Source organism: Clavibacter sp. VKM Ac-2873 (assembly GCF_015351075.1).
Taxonomy (GTDB): Bacteria; Actinomycetota; Actinomycetes; order Actinomycetales; family Microbacteriaceae; genus Clavibacter.
Genome location: NZ_JADKRS010000001.1, coordinates 776149 through 795154, shown reverse-complemented (window position 1 = coordinate 795154; position 19006 = coordinate 776149). Strand labels below are relative to the sequence as shown.

Sequence of the window (19006 nt, the reverse complement as noted above, 5' to 3'; positions counted from 1 at the left end):
TGCTTACCTCCACCGCGACCCTCGCCAGCAGCACGGCAGACGCCGAGGCCGTGGTCGTGGAGCAACCCGAGGCGGAGCGCCCCGCCTACCGCCCGTTCGCGGCCCGCGTCGCGCGCACCGAGCGGGTCAGCCCCACCTTCGTGCGCATCACGTTCCAGAGCGACGACCTCCGCGACTTCGGCGACGAGTGCCTCGACCAGCGCATCAAGCTGCTGCTCCCGGTCGCCGAGCACGGCCTGCCCGACCTCACCGGGGTCGGCGGCGACGACTGGTTCGCCTGGTGGCGCGCGCTGCCCGACGCCGAGCGCAACCCGCTGCGCACCTACACGTCCCGCGCGGTCCGCCGCGAGCTCGGCGAGGTCGACGTCGACTTCGCTCTCCACGGCGACATGGGTCCCGCCTCCCGTTGGGCCGGCGCCGCAGAGGTCGGCGACCCCCTCGTCCTCATCGGCCCGGACGCCCGGAGCCCCGCGCGCGGCCTCGGCATCGAATGGCACCCGGGCGCCGCCCGCTCGCTGCTCCTCGCGGGCGACGAGACGGCCGCGCCCGCCATCTGCAACATCCTCTCCTCCCTGCCGGACGACGCCGTCGGCTGCGCGTTCATCGAGGTGCCCGTCACGGGCGACCGCCTCGACGTGCGCGTCCCGAAGGGCGTGAACCTCACCTGGCTGCCGCGCGACGGCCGCCCGAACGGATCCCGCCTGGAGGAGGCCGTGCGCCACTGGGTCGACTGCCACGTGAAGGTCGGCGCCATCGCGGCCCCCGAGGTCGCCCTCGCCGACGAGGCGCAGGCGCTCGCCGAGGACGACGCGGATGCCATCGTCTGGGACGCGCCCGTCGTCCACGAGGGCTCCACGCTGTACGCGTGGCTCGCGGGCGAATCCGGCTGCATCAAGGCGCTCCGCCGCTTCCTCGTGCGCGACACCGGGATCGACCGACGCCAGGTGGCGTTCATGGGCTACTGGCGCCGCGGCGCGGCCGAGGGCGCCTGACCATGGCCGGATCCACCCGCACCCGCGCCGCGAAGGGCACGAAGCGCCAGGTCCTTCTCGTCACCGACGAGACCGGCCTCGCCGAGACGCAGGCCGCGCTGACGGCGCTGCCCCTGTGCACGCGCGGCAGCGTGTTCGTCGAGGTGCCGGACGCGACCGTCGAGGTCGCGCTCGCGCACCCGCCGCGCATGGTCGTCACCGTGATCTCCCGCGCGGGCCGCGGGATCGACGGCGCGCCCGCCGCGCCCATGGCCGCGGTCGCCCGGGCCGTCGGCGCGTGGGCCAGCGAGATGATGGTCTTCGCCGCGCCGACCTCCGACGATCACCCCGTCACCGAGGTCAGCGTGCTGCTCGGCGGCCACGTGGGCGGGCACGACGACCTGCTGCACCTGCTCGCGACCCGTTGACCCGTTGACCCGGATCCGGTTCAGCTGCGCGCGGGCTCGTCGGTCCCGGCGGCCCGCTCCAGCGCCGCCCACAGGTCGCGGCCCAGCTGCCGGTCGGCGGCCTGCGCGGTCGTCTTCCCGTCGGGCGTGAGCTGGTCGAAGTAGGTGCCGTTCGGCGCGGCCAGGTCGGGCACCGACGCGAGCTGCACGAGCGGCACGGCGCCGGCCTCCGCGGAGATGCCGTACGCCCCCATGGAGAGCGCGAGCAGCGCCTTCATCACGGTGCTGTCGGATCCGAACGAGGTGCGCACGAGGCCCGGGTGGAACGAGCAGGCCTCGATGCCGCGCGGGCCGACGCGCTCCGCGAGCGTGCGCATCATCAGGATCATCATCGCCTTCGACGTGCCGTACGCCTGCCAGCCGCCGAGCCACGGCCGCCGGCGCCAGTCGAGGTCGTCGAGGCGCACCCGGCCCCAGAGGTTCGCGCGGCTCGCGGTGCCGATGACGCGCACCGGGCTCTCGTCGGTGCCGAGCGCGTCCTGCGTCTCCTCGAGGCGCGGCAGCAGGAGGCGCGTGAGGAGGAACGGCGCGAGGACGTTCCGCTGGAACGTCGTCTCGTGGCCGTCGACCGTCATGGCGCGGCGCGGCACGAGGCTGCCGGCGTTGAGGGCCAGCACGTGGATCCGCGGGCACGTCTCGAGGAGCGTCGCGGCCAGCGCGCGCACCTCCTCCAGCCGGTCCATGTCGGCGAGGACGTGCCGCGCGCCCAGCTCGGCGGCGATGCCGCGCGTGCGCTCGGGATCACGCCCGACCACGACGACGTCGGCGCCGCGTGCATGCAGCTCGCGGGCGGCGATGCGCCCGATGCCGGAGCTCGCGCCCGTGATGACGACGGTGCGGCCGTCGAGCGGCCCCGTCACCGGTAGCCGCCCTTCTCCAGGCCCGCCTCGACCTCGAACCGGTTGCGCAGCGGATCCCGCCCCGCCCACCAGTAGAGCAGCGGCATCAGCAGGCCGTAGCGACGCCACTGCACGACGTGCACGGCCTCGTGCTCGAGCACAGCGGGCCCCGCGTTGTCGCGCGTGAGGTAGACGCGGCCGACGCACGTGCCGCCGCGGCCGAACGCCCACGCGGGCAGGCCCTGGAGGACGATGAGGTCGCCGTGGCGGCGCACCTCGCCCGTGCTGAGGGGCAGGCCGATGGCGAGGGCCACCGCGGTGGCGACGCCGCTGCCCGCCCGGGAGAGCGGCGAGTCGAGCACGATCCCGCGCACGGTCCCCGCCACGGCGCCGAGGCCGGACCGGATCACGCGGTCGGCCGCCCGTACGTCTCGAGCAGGCGCAGCCACACCTCGCTGATGGTGGGATACGAGGGCACCGCGTGCCAGAGGCGCGTGAGCGGCACCTCGCCGACGACCGCGATGGTGGCGGAGTGCAGCAGCTCGGCCACGTCCGGGCCGACGAAGGTGACGCCGACGATCACGCCCCGGTCCTCGTCGACGACCATGCGCGCCTTCCCGGCGTACCCGTCCGCGTGCAGGCTCGCGCCCGCGACGGATCCGAGGTCGTAGTCGACGACGCGCGCGCGGATCCCGGCGTCCTCCGCGGCCTTCGCGGTGAGGCCGACGCTCGCGACCTCCGGGTCGGTGAACGTGACCTGCGGGACGGCGCGGTGGTCGGCGGTCGCGACGTGCACGCCCCAGGGGGAGTCGTCGACGGTGCCGCCGGTCGCGCGCGCGGCGATGACCTCGCCGGCCGCCCGCGCCTGGTACTTGCCCTGGTGGGTGAGGAGCGCGCGGTGGTTGACGTCGCCGACGGCGTACAGCCACGGCGTCTCCGCGTTGACCTCGCCCGTGACGAGCATCGTGTCGTCCACGTCGAGGTAGGCGCCGGCCTCGAGGCCGACGGTGTCGAGCCCCAGGTCCTCGGTGCGCGGCGTCCGGCCGGTGGCGACGAGCACCTCGGCGGCCGTGACGGTGGATCCGTCAGACAGCTCCACGGTGACCTCGTCGCCGTCGCGGGCCACGCGGGAGGGCGAGGCGCCGAGGCGCACGTCGACGCCCATGTCGCGCAGGCTGCCGGCGACGAGCTCGCCCGCGAACGGCTCCTGCCCGGTGAGCAGGCCGCTGCGGGCGACGATCGTGACGGCGCTGCCGAGCGACGCGAACGCCGTGGCCATCTCGGCCGCGACCACGCCTCCTCCGATGACGACGAGGGAGGTCGGCACGACCTCCACGCTCGTGGCCTCGCGGCTCGTCCACGGCCGCGCCTCGGCGAGGCCCGGGATGTCGGGGAGGAGCGCGGCGGTGCCGGTGGAGACCGCGACCGCGTGCGTCGCCTCGTGCTCGGTGACGGATCCGTCGGGCGCGGTGACCGTGACGCGGCGCGGCCCGGAGATGCGGCCGTGGCCGCGCGCCAGGTCGATGCCGATGCCCTCGAGCCAGCTCACCTGGCCCTGGTCGTCCCAGGAGCTGGTGAAGGAGTCGCGGCGCTCCAGCACCGCGGCGACGTCGAGGTCGCCCGTGACGGCCTCCGTCGAGCCGGCCACGGCGCGGGCCGCGCGGAGGGCGCTGCCCGAGCGGAGGAGCGCCTTGCTGGGCATGCACGCCCAGTAGGAGCACTCGCCTCCCACGAGCTCGGACTCGACGACGAGCACGGAGAGCCCGCCCTGCTTCGCGCGGTCGGCCACGTTCTCGCCGACGGGGCCGGCACCGATGACGATGAGGTCGTAGGAGGTCATGCTGCCGACCCTACGCCCGGCCCACCGGGCATCGGCCCGGCGGGTTCGGTCGACGGATCAGCGCCCGACGAAGTCCGCGGGCCGGCGCTCCGCAGCGGCCCGCATCCCGCGCGCCGCGTCCTCGGATCCGGCCAGCCGCACGAGCTCCGCGGGCAGCGCGGCCGCCGCCGCCCCGGTCCCGTCGCGCAGCGCGGCACGGGCGTTGCGGAGGGCCGCCTGCACGGCGAGCGGGGCCTGCGCGGCGATGCGCTCGGCGATCGCGATCGCGGCCTCCAGCTGCTCGCCGTCCGGCACGACGAGCTGCACGACGCGCATCCGCCTGGCCTCCTCCGCGTCGAAGAGGTCGCCCGTGAGGATCCAGCGCATGGCGTCGCCCCAGCCCGCGGCCGCGGGGAAGCGCAGGGTCGCGCCGCCGAAGGGCAGGATCCCGCGCGCGACCTCGATCTGCCCGAACCGCGTGCCGGCCGCAGCCACCACGACGTCGCTCGCGAGGGCCAGCTCGATGCCGAGCGTGAGGCACGTGCCCTGCACCGCCAGGACCACGGGCTTCCCGACGCCGTCGCCCGTCATCCGCCACGGGTCGACCCCGTCGTCCGGCACGGTGTCGAGGCCGCCGCCGGGCCCCCGGCCGATGTGCGGGGCGACGTCCGCGAGGTCGAGCCCGCCCGTGAAGTGGTCGCCGATGGCGTGCACCACGCCGACCCGCAGCTCGGGGTCCCGGTCGAGCAGGCCGTACGCGCTCGCGAGCTCCCGGAGCATCCGCATGTCGGCGGCGTTGCGCTTGGCGGGCCGGTCGAGGCCGATGAGCAGCAGGTGCCCGCGGCGCTCGACGCGCACCCGGGGCGCGTCGTCGGCACGCGGGTCTGCGGGGGATGCGGTGCGGGCGTCGTCGCTCACGGCGGCCTCCTTCGGTCGTCCGCCCAGCCTCGCAGGGGCGGGCGGGCGGCGCGACCTCCCGGTCGGGTCACACGGGCCCGGTCAGCGCCCCGATGATCCGCAGGATGGTGCCCATGTCGTCCACGGCGGCCGCGGGCGAGGAGGGCGCGAACTCGGTGATCCCGGCGCCCGCCAGCCCGAACGACCGCCGCAGCGCCTTGATCGACTCGGTGACGGCCTGCACGTCGAGCCCGAACGGCTCCGGGTGGCCGACGCCGGACATGCCGCCCGGGTCGAGCACGTCGAGGTCGACGTGGACGTACACGTCGGTGGCGCCCGTCGCGGCGACCGCCGCCACGAGCGCCTCGGGCGTCACCGCGTCGGCGCCGACGAGCGCGATGCCGCGCGCGTCCACGAGGTCGCTCTCGGCGTCGTCGAGGGCGCGCACGCCCGCGAGCACGACGCGGTCGGCGGTGACGGCGCCCGCGGGCAGCTCGAGCCCGTCGACGCCCTCGCCGATGACGGCGCGCAGCACCATGCCGTGGAATGCGCCGCTCGGCGACGACGCGGGGGAGTTGAGGTCGGCGTGCGCGTCGAGCCAGACGACCGCGAGCCCGGGATGCGCGGCGGCCGCGTGCCCGATGGACGCGATCTCCACCCCGCAGTCGCCGCCGATGGTGACGACGGGCGACGCCCCGGATCCGGACGCCGCCTGCAGCGCCGCCTCCTGGCGGGTGCGCACCGCGAGCAGCGACGCGTACCGGAGCACTCCCGTGCCGAGCGACTCGCCCGCCTCGACGGGCACGTCGACGACGTGCGTGGCCGACGCCGGCAGGTCGCCGCGTATCGCCTCGGCCCCGTCCGCGAGCCTCATGGCGCGGGACGAGCCCGAGCCCTGCCATTGGGGGACGACGACGAAGGAGGCGGGCACACCCCAGTATCGCGTGGGCGGGCGGACATGGCGATGCCCGCCCTGGCCGTGGTAGCGGGCAGGGCGGGCATCGTCATGGGGAGGAGCGGGGTCACTCCATGTCGCGGTAGCGCTTCGCCTCGGCGAGCGCGGCGCGGAGGCCCGCGGCGTCGAGCTTCGGGCCGTAGCCGGGGGTGTCGCGCTGGATGCGCCATCCCTCCGCGAGCGGTCCCGCGTCGACGGCGTCGAAGCCGAAGGAGTCGAGGATCGCGGTGACGGTCGCCTTCGCCTCGGCGTCGTCGCCCGCGATCACGAGAGCGCGGCGGTCCGGCGTGCCGGCGGGGGTGCCGTCGGTGGTGAGGTCGGCGGCGTAGATGTGGTTGAACGCCTTGACGACCTTCGACTCGGGCAGGTGCCGCTGCAGCATCTCCGCGGTCGTCGTGGTCTCGTCGTCGAGCTCGGCGATGTGGCCGTCGCGCTCCGGGTAGTAGTTGTCGGTGTCGATCACGACCTTGCCCGCGAGGGGCGCGACCGGGACGCTGTCGATGTTCTTCAGCGGGATGGTGACGACGACGATCTCGCCGGCCTCCGCGACCTCCTGGACCGTGGCGGCGCGGGCGTGCTCGCCCAGCTCGTCGATCAGGTCGGTGAGGGTCTCGGGGCCGCGGGAGTTGGCGATCACCACGTCGTGGCCGGTGGAGGTGAAGAGGCGGGCGAGCTGGCTGCCGATGAGTCCGGCGCCGATGATTCCGATGTTGGTCATGCTGAGGGGAACCGGATCCACGGGGGCGGAATTCCCCGCCGGCACGACGACGGGCGCCGCCCCGGAGGACGGCGCCCGTGGATCCGGTCGGGGGCTACTCGCCGGAGGTGACCTGCTTGGGCGTGGATCCGCCGGACTTGAGCGCGGCGAGGCGCGCCTCGACCTCGGTCAGCTCGCCGAGGTCCTCGAGCTCCTCGAACTGCGCGTCGAGGCTCGAGGCCTGCAGCTCCTCGGCGCCGCGCACGCGGGCCTCCTCGCGGCGGATCTTCTGCTCGAAGCGGCTGACCTCACTGGTCGGGTCCATGATGTCGATGCTCTTCATCGCGTCCTGGACCTGCGACTGCGCCTGCACGGTCTTCTGGCGGGCGTTCAGCTCGTCGCGCTTCGACGACAGCTGCTGGAGCTTGCCGCGCATCGTGTCGAGGCCCTGCTTGAGCTTCTCGACCACCTCGGTCTGCGACGCGATGGTGGGCTCGGCGCCCTTCGCCTCGCTCTCCGACTGCATCTGGCGCTGCAGCGCGACGCGGGCGAGCGCGTCGAACTTGTCGGCGTTGGGGGTGTTGCCGGCGTTCCGGTACTCGTCCGCCTTCTGGCTCGCGGCGAGGGCCTTGCGTCCCCAGTCGCCCGCGGCCTGGACGTCCTCGCGGTGGTCGTCCTCGATCATCCGGAGGTTGCCGATGGTCTGGGCGACGGCGCTCTCGGCCTCGCGGATGCTCTCCGTGTAGTCGCGGACCATCTGGTCCAGCATGAGCTGCGGGTCCTCGGCCTGGTCGATGAGGTTGTTGATGTTGGCCTTCGCGAGCTGCGTGATGCGGCCGAGGATGGACTGCTTGGACATGGGTGCTGCTCCTTCTCGTCTGGTGCTTCGTCGGAATGGGTTGATCATGGGTCGCTCTCGTTCTCGTCGTCCTGCTGGTCGTCCGCGTGACGCGGGTGGGGCATCGGGCCGCTAGAAGCTGCCGCCTCCGCCGCCCCCGCCGAAGCCGCCGCCACCGCCGCCACCGAAGCCGCCGCCCCCGCCGCCGAAGCTGCCGCCGCCGCCGAAGCCGCCGCCACCACCCCAGCCGCCGCCTCCACCGCCGCCGCTCAGCAGGCCGCCGATGATGCCGCCCATGATCGCGCCGCCGAACGCGTCGCCGCCGCCGCGGCCGCCCATCATGCCGCCGCCGTAGCCGCCGTATCCTCCGCCCTGGTCGAGGTCGCGCTGCGCGGCCTCGATGGCCTGCGCCGCGTACGAGGTCGCGGCCTGCGACGCGGCGACGGCGCGCACGGGATCCCGCGGGGCGGCCTCGTGCGCGTCGTCGAGCGCGCGCTGCGCGTGGGCGAGACGCGTGCGCGCCTCCTCGCCGACGCCGCCGCGGCGCGTGGAGATGAAGTCGCGCGCGGTCGCCACCTGGCTCTCGGCCGTCGACAGCGCCCGGGGCAGGTAGCCGATCGCGCGCTGCACCTGCTCCTGCTGCTCACGCACGGGCGCGAGCGCCTCGTCGAGCCGGGCCTCCGCCTCCTGCAGCAGCGTGACGCTCGTGAGCGGATCCGCGAGCCGGCCCTGCAGCGGCTTCGCGTCGGCGATGGCCTGCTCGGCCGCATCCACCAGACGGGTCAGCTCCGGCATGCGTCCGCCTCGCTGGGCGGCCCGGGCGTCCTGGATGTCGCTGCGGACGTCGGCGATCTCCTCCTGCACGCGCGTGGACGCGTGCTCGAGGTCGGACGAGACGCGGTCGACGCCGTCGAGGAGCTTGCCGGCCTGGCCGACCGCCTGCTGCGCGGCGCGCACCTTCACCGCGATCTCGCCCGCGGAGACGCTGTCGCCCGCGCGGATCGCCTCGGCCGCCTCCTGCGCGGTGTCGGTCGCGAAGGAGAGGAGCGAGCGGGCCTGGTCGACGTTGCCGGTGACGGTCGTCATCGACGGACCGGCGTAGCGGCGACCGAGGAGGTCCACCGCCTCCTGCGTCCGCTCGATCCGCGTCTTCAGCGCCTCCGCGTCGGTGACGATGGCGGCGAGGGTCTGCGGCGCGTTCTTCTCGAGCGCGCGCAGCTCCTCGAACGACTCGGCCTGGGCGTCGAGCTCGGCCCGCGCCTCCTCGCACAGGTCGACGATGCGGGCCGCCCAGGTGCGGCGCTCCTCGTCGGTGTCCTCGATCGTGTCGTCGAGCTTCTGCTTGAGGGCGAAGGCCTCGCGGACCTTGCCGCCCGCGGACACGAGCACCTCTCTGTACGAGCCGACCGCGCCGGATCCGAACTCCGCCTCGGCGAAGCCCACCTCCTGCTCGCTGGTCTCGAGCGCGTCGTCGAGCTGCACGAGCATGCTGCCGGCGCGCTGCTCGGCGGTGCGCATCTCCTCCAGCACCGCCTGCCGCTTCTGCGCGAGGGCCTTCTTCTTCTTGCGTCGCCCGACGAGCGTCGTGACCACGGCGGCCAAGAGGATCGCGCCCAGCACGTAGAGGAGGACGAGGCCGAAGTCGACGCCGGACCCGTTCCCGGCGGACGGGGTGGTGCGGGTGTCGGCGACGCTCCCCGTGCGTGCGACCGACTCCATGCCCTGCGCGGCCGCCACGGCGGCCCCCGACCAGTCGTCGGCCTTCAGGTGGGGCACGATGACCGAGTTCTCGAACGACTCCTGGTCCCCGGACACCTGCCCGGCGGGGAAGGCGTACTCGCGGCCGTCGACCGCGACGGCGAGCAGGGCGTCGCTGCTGCCGAAGCCGTTGGCCTGCTTCGTCTCCTGACCCCAGGCCTTCGCGCCGGACGCCCCGGTGAACGTGTCCACGTACGCGACGTGGAGCGTCACCCCGGTCTGCTGCTGAAGCTGGTCGATCGCCTGCTGGATCTGCTGCTCCTGCGCGGAGGTGACGGCGCCGACCGGGTCGAGGATCGAGGCCCCGCCGAACTGCACCGGCTCCGTCGCCTGCGCCATCGAGGGCACCAGGGCCCCGGCCAGGCCGAGCGCGAGCGCGGCCCCCAGCAATCTCGCGGATCGCGGCATGCGACTCCTCCGTCGTCTCAAGGGCGTGCTCCATCCAGGCTAGTGGCGCGGGTGCGTGCGGTGGCCGTGAGGATCCGGGCCGCGCGGGTCACGCCAGCTCCGTCACGGTGCGGTTGCGCGGATCCCAGCGGCGGAGGCCCGCGGCCGGGGCGTCGAGCGGGTCGATGCGGCCGAGCGCCGCGACCGCCGCGCCGAGCTGCTCGGTCGTCAGCCGCAGGGCGAGGGTGACGTGCGGCGTCCACGCGCCCGGGCGGGTGTGGGGGACGACCTCGACGGGCGCGGCGTCCGGGTCCGGGCTGTCGGTCGCCGGGTCGACGGCCGCGTGGATCCGCGCGTGCAGGTCGAGCAGCGGCCGGTCGACGACCACCTGCCGCGCGAGCACGAGGCCGCGCGGCGGCACGCCGAACACCACGAGCCCGCCGAGCCGCAGCGTCGGCAGGGGAGCGGAGGCGGCGACCCGGCGCACGGCGTCGTCCGCGGATCCGTCGAGGCCGTCGGCCGCGAGCAGCGTGACGTGCGGGCGGTTGGTCTCCCCGGCGTGGTCGGCGAGGCTCGGCAGCCCGGCGTCGGCGAGGGCGCGCCAGGATGCGCGGACCGCGGCGTCGGACGCCGCGTCCAGCGTGAGCTCGACGCTGCCGGCGCTCAGGGGCGGGGCGGGGTCGGGGGCGGCGTGTGGCCCTGGCCGCGACCGCCGTCGGGGCCGAGCTTCCGCAGCTGGTCGTCGGCGGCCTGGCGCGCCTTCTGGATCGTGTCGGCGTGCTTGCTGCCGGTGGCCCTGTCGGCGATGCCGGACACCTTGTCGATGGCCGTGCGGCCGACGTCCTGGCCCTTCGACGTGCGCAGGAAGCCGGTGGCGGCGGCGGCGATGCGGGACAGCTTCACGGGTGGTCTCCTCTGGAGGGGATCGGGTGGGCCGCCGTGCCCGGGCGGCGCGGCGGTCGTCCTGGGTCCATCCTGGCGTGCCGCGCCTGTGCCGGAGCGGGGAGTCTCCTCGGGAGAGGGAATGCTGTGGCGCTCGCCGACCGGCGGCGGCGGCACGGCGGGCGTCGTCGCCGGTGCTACCCTGGATCCGCGCTCGCGCGCACCCTGGCCCCCATAGCTCAGGGGATAGAGCACTGCCCTCCGGAGGCAGGGGCGGAGGTTCGAATCCTCCTGGGGGCACACCTTCCCATATCCCGTGTTGGTGCGGTGAGAGGCCGGTCCCGTCTTCGGGGCCGGCCTCTCGTGCGTCGGGGGTGCGCGCCTTCCGCCGTCGCGCGGGCCGTCGGTGGTCGGTGGTCGTGCGGGCCGTCCGTGGTCGTGCGCGCGGCCGCGGCGGGGATCGCATCGCAGCGCAGCGCATCGACTCGACGCACGCTCGCGGAGCGGCTGGGGCGGAGGACGCGTGAACACACGCGGCGGGGCCCGAGACGGGTCTCGGGTTCCCGCCGCGTGGTGCTGGGCCCAACTGGGGGAGCGGGCCTGGGTTCGACGGTAGCGGAGGCCGGATGCGACGGCGACGCGCACCGGTACTGGAAAAACCCAGTGCGGGTCCGACCAAACCGAACCCGTCACGGCGTCGAACGCGCTTCCCCCATGGGCATGACGCGCTCCGCCCCACGATCCCGCCGGGCGGGCGTCCCGGCACCCGGGGCGCGCGCGGTGTGTCGGCCTAGGCTCGGCGCATGGCAGACGACGACGACTCCACCCCGGTCCGCGACCTCCTGAAGCGCGCGAAGCCGACGCCCCACGACTTCCCCGAGCTCGACCCGGCGCACCTGCCGGACGACCCGATCGACCTCGTCATCGCGTGGATCCGCGACGCCGTCGCGCACGACGCCGCCGAGCCGAACGCGGTCGTCCTCGCGACCGCCGACGCGGACGGGCGCCCGAGCGCGCGCACGCTGCTGCTCAAGGACGTGACGCCGACCGTCGACGACGAGCCCGGTGCGCTGTGGTTCTCCTCGCTCGCCGACAGCCCGAAGGGGCGCGACCTCGAGGCGAACCCGCGCGCGGCGCTCGTCGCGTACTGGCGGGAGCGCGGGCGCCAGATCCGCGCGACCGGACCCGTCTTCCACGGCGACCGCGACGTGAGCGAGCGGGACTTCCTCGCGCGGCACCCGTCGTCGCGCGCCGAGGTCATCGCGGGCGACCAGAGCGAGCCCATGCCGGATGCCGCCGAGCGCGACGCGCGGATCGCCCAGGCCCGGGAGGCGGTGGACGCGGATCCGGAGCTCGTCGCCGAGTCGTGGCGCGCCTACGTGCTCCCGCCGACGGTCGTCGAGTTCTGGCAGGCGACCGAGGACCACGGGCAGCTGCGGATCATGTACCGGTCGGGGCCGGACGGGACCTGGTCGCACACGCTCGTCTGGCCGTGAGGCCCGGCGACGCCGACGCGTGTTGCGGAACATGACGCGCGACGTGCGATCCCGCGGGCGACGCCGCACACTGGATCCATGCCCGCCCCCCTCCGCCGCCTCGCCGTCGTGCAGGTGACCCGCTCCCGCCCCGAGGCCGCCGCGTACAACACGCTGGTGCAGGGCCTCAACTCGCGCGTCGCCGAGGTCGCCGACCGGGCCGGCTGGTTGGTCGAGAACATCGCCGCGGAGGACGAGGGCGTCGAGTCGCTGCTCGCCCGCACGCGCGAGGCCGACGCGGTCGTCATCATGGGCGGCGAGGACGTCGCCCCGCGCTTCTACGGCGGGTCCGCCGAGTACGAGGGCCGCTCGACGCACCGCGAGGTCGCCGACGCCGGGCAGATCGCGCTGGTCCGTCGCGCGGTCGCCGAGGGCACGCCGCTCCTCGGCATCTGCCGCGGCGCGCAGATCGTCAACGTCGCGCTCGGCGGCACCCTCCAGCAGCACATCGAGGGCGTGGGGGAGCACCGCAACGACGCGGCCGAGATCACGGCCGTCATGCGCGACCACGACGTGCGCGTCGCCGCCGGCAGCCGGCTCGCCCGCGTGCTCGGATCCACCGATGTCGTCGTGCGCAGCGCCCACCACCAGGCGGTCGACCGCCCGGGCACGGGCCTGCGCGTGGTCGCGGTCGCGCCGGACGGCGTGCCGGAGGCCGTCGAGCACGAGAGCGCGCCCGTCATCGGCGTGCAGTGGCACCCGGAGGACGCGGGCGCCGCGCGCGACCAGCTGCCCGCCCTGCTCGACGCGCTCGCCGAGGCCTGCGCGCTGCGCGAGCCCGCCGACGCCGCACGCACCGCGGCCGCCTGAGCCGATCCGGCCCCGACGACCGCGGCGCGCGTCGCGACGCCGCCCGGGTCAGGGCATCACGTCGCCGCTGTTGGGCCCGAGCGTCTGGCCGACGAAGAGGTTGCCGTCGGGATCCGCCGCCAGCAGCACCGCGGTCGGCGCGACCTCGTCGACCGTCCCGAAGCGGCCGAGCGGAAGCTCCTTGCGCTTGGCGTCCTTCCAGTCCTCCGAGATGGCGTCGACGAGCGGCGTGGAGATGGGGCCGGGGGCGATCACGTTCGCGAGCACGTTCGCGCCGGACACCTCGAGCGCCAGCGACTTGGTGAACGCGATGACCCCGGCCTTCGCGGCCGCGTAGTGCGCGAGCCCCACGCCGCCCTTCTGGCCGAGCTGCGACGCGACCGTGATGATCCGGCCGTCGCGCCGCTCGAGCATCCCCGGCAGCACGGCGCGCGTGAGGAGGAAGACGCTCGTGAGGTCGACGTCGATGGTGCGCTGCCACGTCGCCAGGTCCATCTCCGCGACGGGCGCCTCGGTGAGGATGCCGTGCGAGTTGACGAGCACGTCGATCCGGCCGAGCAGCCGCCCGGCCTCCGCGACGGCGTCCGCGACGCGCGCCTCGTCGGACACGTCGGCCGTGACCGCGCCCACCGCCCCGATGCGGCGCGCCTCCTCGTGCACGGCGGGCGCGAGGTCGAGCAGCACGACGTCCGCGCCCGCGAGCACGAAGTGGCGCGCGATGGCCGCGCCGATCCCGCTGGCCGCGCCCGTGACGAGCGCGGTGCGCCCGCGGAGCCGGTCGCTGCGGGCCACGGCGCCGTGCGGCTCCGCGCTCACTCCTGCATCCGGATCGTCAGGCCGCCGTCGACCGTGAGCGTCTGGCCCGTGACGTAGGCCGCGTCCTCGGAGGCGAGGAAGGCGATGACCGACGCGACCTCGTCGGGCCGTCCGACCCGTCCTGCCGGGATGCGGTCGCCCGCGCGCCGGAGCCCGTCGGCGCCGAGGGAGTTGACCGCGTCGAGCGACTGCGGAGTCTCGATGAGGCCCGGGATCACGGTGTTCGCCCGGATCCCGCGCGACGCGAGCTCCACGGCCGCGCTCCGCACGAGGCCGACGACCCCGGCCTTGGCCGTCGCGTAGTGCGCGTGGTCGCCCCAGCCGTAGACGCCGCCCGCGATGGACGAGACCGCCACGATGGAGGAGCCGTGGCCGAGGAGCGGCTCGGCCGCGCGGATCACGCGCATCACGCCGCCGAGGTCCACTCCCAGCACCTCGTCCCAGCGCTCGTCCGTCATCGCGCCGAGGGGCGCGCGGCGGAGGATGCCGGCGGCCGCGATGACGTGGTCCACCTGGCCGTACTCCTCGAGCGCGGCCCGGACGAAGGCGTCGACCGATGCGGTGGAGGCCACGTCGAGGTCGACGGCGATGCCCGCGCCGCCGACCGCGCGCACGGCCTCGAGGGTCGCGCCCGCGTCGTGCGGGTCGCCGGGGAAGCGGCCGACGACCACGCGGTCGCCCCGCGCGGCGAGGCGCACGGCGGTGGCGCGGCCGATGCCCGACGCCCCGCCCGTGACGAGCGCGACGGGAGCGGTGCCCGTCACGCGGTCGCCTCGCGCGTCTCGCCCGAGGGCTTCGCGAGCAGCATCACGAGGGCCGAGGCGAGGATCCCGCCCGCGCCCACCCACAGCGCCGCCTGGCCGAACGACATCGCGCTCGCCGTGAGCCCGGTGAGGAGGAAGCCGCCGATGATCGCGCCGGGCTGGCTCATGGCGCCGATGAAGCTGGATCCGGTCGCCCGGCAGTCGCTGTCGAAGCAGCCGGCCTGGAAGAACAGGATCGCGGCGTACGGCCCGAGGAGGAAGAACAGACCGACCATGTACGCCCCCATGACGAACGTCGGGTCGTCGGGCCCCAGCAGCATGACCGCGAACGCGATCCCGGCGACGAGCCAGCCGCCCACGATGACGTTGCGGCGGCCGAGCCGGTCGCCCAGCCAGCCGTGCGCGAGGTAGCCGAGCACGCCCACGCAGTTCGACGCGATGATCAGCAGCAGCGCGTTGGACGCGTCGATGTGCTTGCCCGACTCGAGCACCGTCGTGCCGAGCACCGAGAAGGTCTGGATCCCGAACCAGTTGAGCAGCCACGCCAGGCTCAGCACGATCGTGCTGCGCAGGTGCTTGCCCTGGAAGATGCGCGCGATGGGGGCGGACTTCTGCACGTCGAGCCCGGTGGCGCGCGCGAACGCGGCGGCCTCGTCGTGCAGGCCCGCGGCGCGCAGCCGGCGGATCCGCTGCTGCGCCACGAACTGCGGGCTCTCGCGGAGCGTGAGGCAGATCGCCGCGACGACGAGCGCCGGCACGGTCGCGAGGCCGAACGCGATGCGCCAGCTCCCCGGGCCGAACGCCGTCGTGATCAGGCCCACGAACGCGGCGGCGAGCAGGGCGCCGAGCGGCCACCCCGTCTGCACCATCGCGTACACGAAGCCCTTGTTGCGGCGGATCCGCTCGTCCTCGGTCTGCTCGTAGATCTCGTTGAGGTACGTGGCGTTGATGGACTGCTCGGCGAGGCCCAGGCCGCTGATGCTGCGGATCCCGACGAGCGAGACCGCCCCGGCGCTGAGCGCCGTCGCGCCGGACGACAGCGCCGTGCCGGTGACCGAGACGACCATGCCGACACGGCGGCCGAGCCGGTCGACCATGGGGCCGACGAGCAGCACGACGACGGCCGTGCCCACGCTCACCAGGGTCGAGACGAGCAGCGACTCGCTCGTGTCCCAGCCGAAGTCGCGCGAGATGTCGGGCAGCAGCGTGCCGAACAGGATGAAGTCGTAGACCGCGATGGTCCACGCGAGGAAGGCGATGCCCGTGACCCGGCGGGTCTGGCGGACGCTGACCCGCTCGAGGCCGGAGGGCAGGGCGCCCGCGGGGGCGGGACCCGATGCGGGTGCGACGCCCGCGGACGCGGCGTCGGGACGGGAGGTGTCGGTGCTCATGGTGGTGGTCTCCTGCGGTCGGTCGTGGCGCGGATCAGGGGACGCGCGGGGTGCGCGGGGAGCGTCGCTGGAAGTCCTGGGCGATCTCGTCGAAGGTCGCCCAGCGGACGCCCTCGTGCGAGTTGATGTGGGCGATGAGCCGCTCGAGCATGAGGAGCACCTGCGGCCGGCCCGAGACGTCGGGGTGGATCGTGAACGTGAAGACGCCGTAGTCCTGCTCGCGGTAGACCCAGTCGAACTGGTCGCGCCACATCTCCTCGAGGTGGCGGGGGTTCACGAAGCCGTGGCTGTTCGGGCTGCCCTTGACGAACATCATGGGAGGCAGGTCGTCGAGGTACCACGACGCGGGGATCTCGACGAGGTCGGTCTCCTCGCCGCGCACCAGCGGGTGCATCCAGCTGGCGGCGTCCTTCGTGTAGTCGATGCCCTGCCACGTGTCGCCGACGCGCACGTAGTACGGCTCGAAGTCGCGGTGCATGAGGGAGTGGTCGTAGCGGATCCCGCGCTCGATGAGGAGCTCGTTGGTCACGCGCGAGAACTCCCACCACGGCGCCACGTAGCCCGTGGGACGGCGGCCCGCGCGCGACTCGATGAGCTCGATGGAGCGGTCGAGCACGTCCGCCTCCTGCTGGCGCGACATCTCGATGGGGTTCTCGTGGCTGTAGCCGTGCGCGCCGATCTCGTGCCCGGCGGCGACGACCTGGTCGAACTCGCGCGGGAACGTCTCGATGGAGTGTCCCGGCCAGAACCAGGTGGAGGGGAGGCCGTGCTTGGCGAGCAGCGCGTTGAGGCGCGGCACGCCGACCTCGCCCGCGAACAGGCCGCGGGAGATGTCGCCGGGGGAGTCCTGCCCGCCGTACGAGCCGAGCCAGCCGCTCACGGCGTCGACGTCGATGCCGAACGCGATGATGATGTCCTTGGCCATGGGGATCCTTTCGGGTGATGGGTCAGGCAGGCAGGGCGCCGGCCGGGGTGTGGATGGGGGTCGCGGCGTCGGCGGCGGCGGCCAGCAGGCGGCGCGCCTCGTCGACGGGGTGGTGGTCGAGGAGCAGGGCAACGAGGATCCGGGCCTGCGCGACGGAGAGCCGGCCGATCGGCACGGCGCCGGCGCGCACGGCGTCGGCCCCGCCGCCGTCGCCGTAGATCCCGGCCACCGGCCCCTCGGCCACGCGCGTGCCGAGCGCGACGAGGACGCCCGCGTCGACGGCCGCGCGGATCTCCGGCACGAGCGCCAGGTTCGCGTTGCCGGCGCCCGTGCCGACGACGACGAGGCCCGCCGCGCCCGCGGCGATCGCCGCCCGGAAGAGCACGGCGTCGGCGCCGGGGTGGACGCTGACGCAGTCCACGCGGATCCGGTCGAACCGGGGGGTGGGCGCGGGCAGGACGGGGAGCGCGCGCGGCCGACGGGTCATCCGGACGGCGTCGCCGGCCACGCGGCCGAGGGGCGCGCCGTCGCGGGCGGCGAAGGCGTCGGGATCCAGCGTGCGGGCCTTCACGAGGCCGTCGGCGGCGAGGACCCGCGAGGCGAAGACGGCGAGCACGCCGGCTCCACGGGCCTCCGGCGACGCGGCCACCACGATGGCGTCCCGCAGGTTGCCGGGGCCGTCGCCCTCCGGGTCGTCGGCCGAGCGCTGGGCGCCCGTGAGCACGACGGGCCGCGCGTCGTCGACCACCAGGTCGAGGAGGAACGCCGTCTCCTCGAGGGTGTCCGTGCCGTGCGTCACCACCACGCCGTCGACGTCGTCGCGGGCGAGCGCCTCGGCGACCGCGTCCGCGATCGTGCGGAGGTCGCCGTGCGTGAGCGCGAACGAGTTGACCCGGAGGACGTCGCGCGTGGCGACGGTGACGCCGGGAGGGAGGGCGGGCACGGATCCGAGCAGGCGCTCGGCGGGATCGGCGGCGACCGCGGACCCGTCGGGGCGCGCGCGCGAGGAGATGGTCCCGCCGGTGGCGAGCACGAGGACGTGGGGCATGCGGTCGATCCTGCGGTGCACAAACGATTGCGTCAATGGTTTGCGTCGAACGATCACGTTGCCGTCCTGTTGCGGGGATGTTTCCCCGCCGGCGGCCCGACGGCCACCCGCGGGTCGCCCGCTGCCGGTGCGGGGCGCTGTGCCATGCTGATCCGGGTGAGGAGCCACGAGTGACCCGGAAGCGCCAGCCGCCCACCACGCAGCGCATGATCGCGGAGCTCGCCGGCGTCAGCATCACGACCGTGTCCCGCGTGCTCAACTCCCGCGAGGAGCACCCCGGCCGGTGGGCCGGCCCCGAGACCGTCGCCGCCATCCTCGACATCGCCGAGCGCAGCGGCTACCGGCCGAACCCGCACGCGGCGAGCCTGCGCACCTCCCGCTCCGACCTCGTCGGCGTCCTCGTCCCGCGCCTCCAGGACTACGTGCTCGCCACCGTCTACGAGGGCATCGACGAGGCGGCCACCGAGCGCCGCATCTCCACCTTCGTCACGAACAGCCTCGACCGGCCGGACCTCCAGCGCAGCCGCACCCGCAGCATGCTCGACCGCCGGGTCGACGGCATGATCTTCGGTGACGCGCACCTCGACGACCCGCTGCTCGACGAGCTCGCCGAGGAGGGCGTGCCCTTCGTGCTCGTCTCCCGGCGCCGCGGCGACCACGTGGCGGTCACGTGCGACGACGTGGCGGGCGGCCGGCTCGCGGCCGAGCACCTCATCGCGCAGGGGCGCACCCGGCCGGCCGTGCTCGCGGGCATGTCCTTCGCGTCGACGGCGGTCGACCGCACGCGCGGATTCCTCGAGGCGTACGCCGAGGCCGGGATGCCCGTGCCGCCCGAGCGCGTGACCCAGCGGGGCTTCGACGCGGCGGCCGGCCGGGAGGCGACCGAGGCGGTGCTGCGCGACGGGCACGCGCCGGACGCGCTCTTCGCGACCAACGACTTCGCGGCGATCGGCGCGATGGGGGCCCTCCGGGACGCAGGGCTCTCGGTGCCCGACGACGTCGCGCTCGTCGGCTACAACGACACCGCGCTCGCGGCATCCGGATCCATCGGGCTGACGAGCGTGCGCTCGCCCGTGCACGAGATGGGTCGGCTCGCGCTGGAGACGCTCCTCGCGCTCGTCGACGGCCGCGAGGCCGCCTCCCGGATGCTCGAGCCGTCGCTCGTCGCCCGCGCGTCGACGGGGCCGCTCGCGCGCTGAGCGGGCCA

The 19006-nt window shown here is 74.9% G+C and carries 20 protein-coding genes and 1 tRNA gene; 6 read left to right on the top strand and 15 right to left on the bottom strand.

The genetic code is table 11. The annotated features are described in order from the left end of the window. Positions 1–50: 50 nt before the first annotated feature. Positions 51–992, top strand: a complete 942-nt coding sequence (locus ITJ44_RS03680) for a siderophore-interacting protein (protein WP_194634045.1) — start codon at positions 51–53, stop codon at positions 990–992. A gap of 2 nt (positions 993–994) precedes the next feature. Continuing rightward, positions 995–1399: an SIP domain-containing protein gene (locus tag ITJ44_RS03675; protein WP_194633391.1), complete on the top strand. Its 405-nt coding sequence runs from the start codon at positions 995–997 to the stop codon at positions 1397–1399. A gap of 20 nt (positions 1400–1419) precedes the next feature. Here the strand turns inward: ITJ44_RS03675 and ITJ44_RS03670 are convergent, their stop codons facing one another. The 10 genes from ITJ44_RS03670 to ITJ44_RS03625 form a co-directional block, all read right to left on the bottom strand. Beyond that, a complete protein-coding gene (locus ITJ44_RS03670; RefSeq protein WP_194633390.1) occupies positions 1420–2298 on the bottom strand; it encodes an SDR family NAD(P)-dependent oxidoreductase in 879 nt (292 codons plus the stop codon). Then, complete coding sequence (locus ITJ44_RS03665) at positions 2295–2687, bottom strand: Fe-S oxidoreductase (RefSeq protein ID WP_194633389.1); 393 nt, start codon at positions 2685–2687, stop codon at positions 2295–2297. Before ITJ44_RS03665 ends, ITJ44_RS03670 begins: the two co-directional genes overlap by 4 nt. Then, positions 2684–4117 (bottom strand): NAD(P)/FAD-dependent oxidoreductase, encoded by a 1434-nt coding sequence (locus tag ITJ44_RS03660; RefSeq protein WP_194633388.1) that lies wholly within the window; start codon positions 4115–4117, stop codon positions 2684–2686. Before ITJ44_RS03660 ends, ITJ44_RS03665 begins: the two co-directional genes overlap by 4 nt. Positions 4118–4174: 57 nt before the next feature. Beyond that, complete coding sequence (locus ITJ44_RS03655) at positions 4175–5014, bottom strand: crotonase/enoyl-CoA hydratase family protein (RefSeq protein WP_194633387.1); 840 nt, start codon at positions 5012–5014, stop codon at positions 4175–4177. 67 nt (positions 5015–5081) lie between these two features. Then, positions 5082–5924 (bottom strand): arginase family protein, encoded by an 843-nt coding sequence (locus tag ITJ44_RS03650; protein ID WP_194633386.1) that lies wholly within the window; start codon positions 5922–5924, stop codon positions 5082–5084. 91 nt (positions 5925–6015) lie between these two features. After that, positions 6016–6666 (bottom strand): NADPH-dependent F420 reductase, encoded by a 651-nt coding sequence (locus ITJ44_RS03645; protein ID WP_194633385.1) that lies wholly within the window; start codon positions 6664–6666, stop codon positions 6016–6018. 94 nt (positions 6667–6760) lie between these two features. Next, the gene (locus tag ITJ44_RS03640) at positions 6761–7504 is read right to left on the bottom strand and encodes a PspA/IM30 family protein (protein ID WP_194633384.1); all 744 of its coding nucleotides are present in this window, start codon (positions 7502–7504) and stop codon (positions 6761–6763) included. 111 nt (positions 7505–7615) lie between these two features. Next, on the bottom strand, positions 7616–9649 hold the full coding sequence (locus ITJ44_RS03635; protein WP_194633383.1) for a TPM domain-containing protein: 2034 nt from the start codon (positions 9647–9649) through the stop codon (positions 7616–7618). An 88-nt stretch (positions 9650–9737) separates the two neighbouring features. Beyond that, on the bottom strand, positions 9738–10268 hold the full coding sequence (locus ITJ44_RS03630; protein ID WP_194634043.1) for a 2'-5' RNA ligase family protein: 531 nt from the start codon (positions 10266–10268) through the stop codon (positions 9738–9740). A 23-nt stretch (positions 10269–10291) separates the two neighbouring features. Next, positions 10292–10531, bottom strand: coding sequence for an antitoxin (locus tag ITJ44_RS03625; protein WP_194633382.1), 240 nt, complete (start codon positions 10529–10531; stop codon positions 10292–10294). A 207-nt stretch (positions 10532–10738) separates the two neighbouring features. Between ITJ44_RS03625 and ITJ44_RS03620 the strand changes: the two genes are divergently transcribed. The 3 genes from ITJ44_RS03620 to ITJ44_RS03610 all read left to right on the top strand — a co-directional run bounded on the left by ITJ44_RS03620 (position 10739) and on the right by ITJ44_RS03610 (position 12855). Next, a tRNA-Arg gene (locus ITJ44_RS03620) sits at positions 10739–10810 on the top strand. A gap of 503 nt (positions 10811–11313) precedes the next feature. Continuing rightward, entirely contained in the window at positions 11314–12006 is a 693-nt protein-coding gene (locus ITJ44_RS03615) for a pyridoxal 5'-phosphate synthase (RefSeq protein WP_194633381.1), read from the top strand. A 78-nt stretch (positions 12007–12084) separates the two neighbouring features. After that, positions 12085–12855, top strand: a complete 771-nt coding sequence (locus tag ITJ44_RS03610) for a gamma-glutamyl-gamma-aminobutyrate hydrolase family protein (protein ID WP_194633380.1) — start codon at positions 12085–12087, stop codon at positions 12853–12855. Positions 12856–12903: 48 nt separating this feature from the next. Here ITJ44_RS03610 and ITJ44_RS03605 read toward each other — a convergent pair whose 3' ends face one another. From ITJ44_RS03605 to ITJ44_RS03585, 5 genes are read right to left on the bottom strand one after another with little or no spacing between them, the layout of a single operon-like run. Further along, positions 12904–13671 (bottom strand): SDR family oxidoreductase, encoded by a 768-nt coding sequence (locus ITJ44_RS03605; RefSeq protein ID WP_370551612.1) that lies wholly within the window; start codon positions 13669–13671, stop codon positions 12904–12906. Continuing rightward, entirely contained in the window at positions 13668–14435 is a 768-nt protein-coding gene (locus ITJ44_RS03600; RefSeq protein WP_194633379.1) for an SDR family oxidoreductase, read from the bottom strand. Before ITJ44_RS03600 ends, ITJ44_RS03605 begins: the two co-directional genes overlap by 4 nt. Further along, a complete protein-coding gene (locus ITJ44_RS03595; RefSeq protein ID WP_194633378.1) occupies positions 14432–15826 on the bottom strand; it encodes an MFS transporter in 1395 nt (464 codons plus the stop codon). Before ITJ44_RS03595 ends, ITJ44_RS03600 begins: the two co-directional genes overlap by 4 nt. Positions 15827–15860: 34 nt before the next feature. After that, positions 15861–16751 (bottom strand): polysaccharide deacetylase, encoded by an 891-nt coding sequence (locus tag ITJ44_RS03590; protein WP_194633377.1) that lies wholly within the window; start codon positions 16749–16751, stop codon positions 15861–15863. A gap of 22 nt (positions 16752–16773) precedes the next feature. Beyond that, the gene (locus ITJ44_RS03585) at positions 16774–17799 is read right to left on the bottom strand and encodes an asparaginase (protein WP_194633376.1); all 1026 of its coding nucleotides are present in this window, start codon (positions 17797–17799) and stop codon (positions 16774–16776) included. A gap of 170 nt (positions 17800–17969) precedes the next feature. On the opposite strand from ITJ44_RS03585, the gene ITJ44_RS03580 reads away from it, so the two are divergent. Continuing rightward, complete coding sequence (locus ITJ44_RS03580) at positions 17970–18998, top strand: LacI family DNA-binding transcriptional regulator (RefSeq protein WP_194633375.1); 1029 nt, start codon at positions 17970–17972, stop codon at positions 18996–18998. Positions 18999–19006 lie beyond the last annotated feature (8 nt).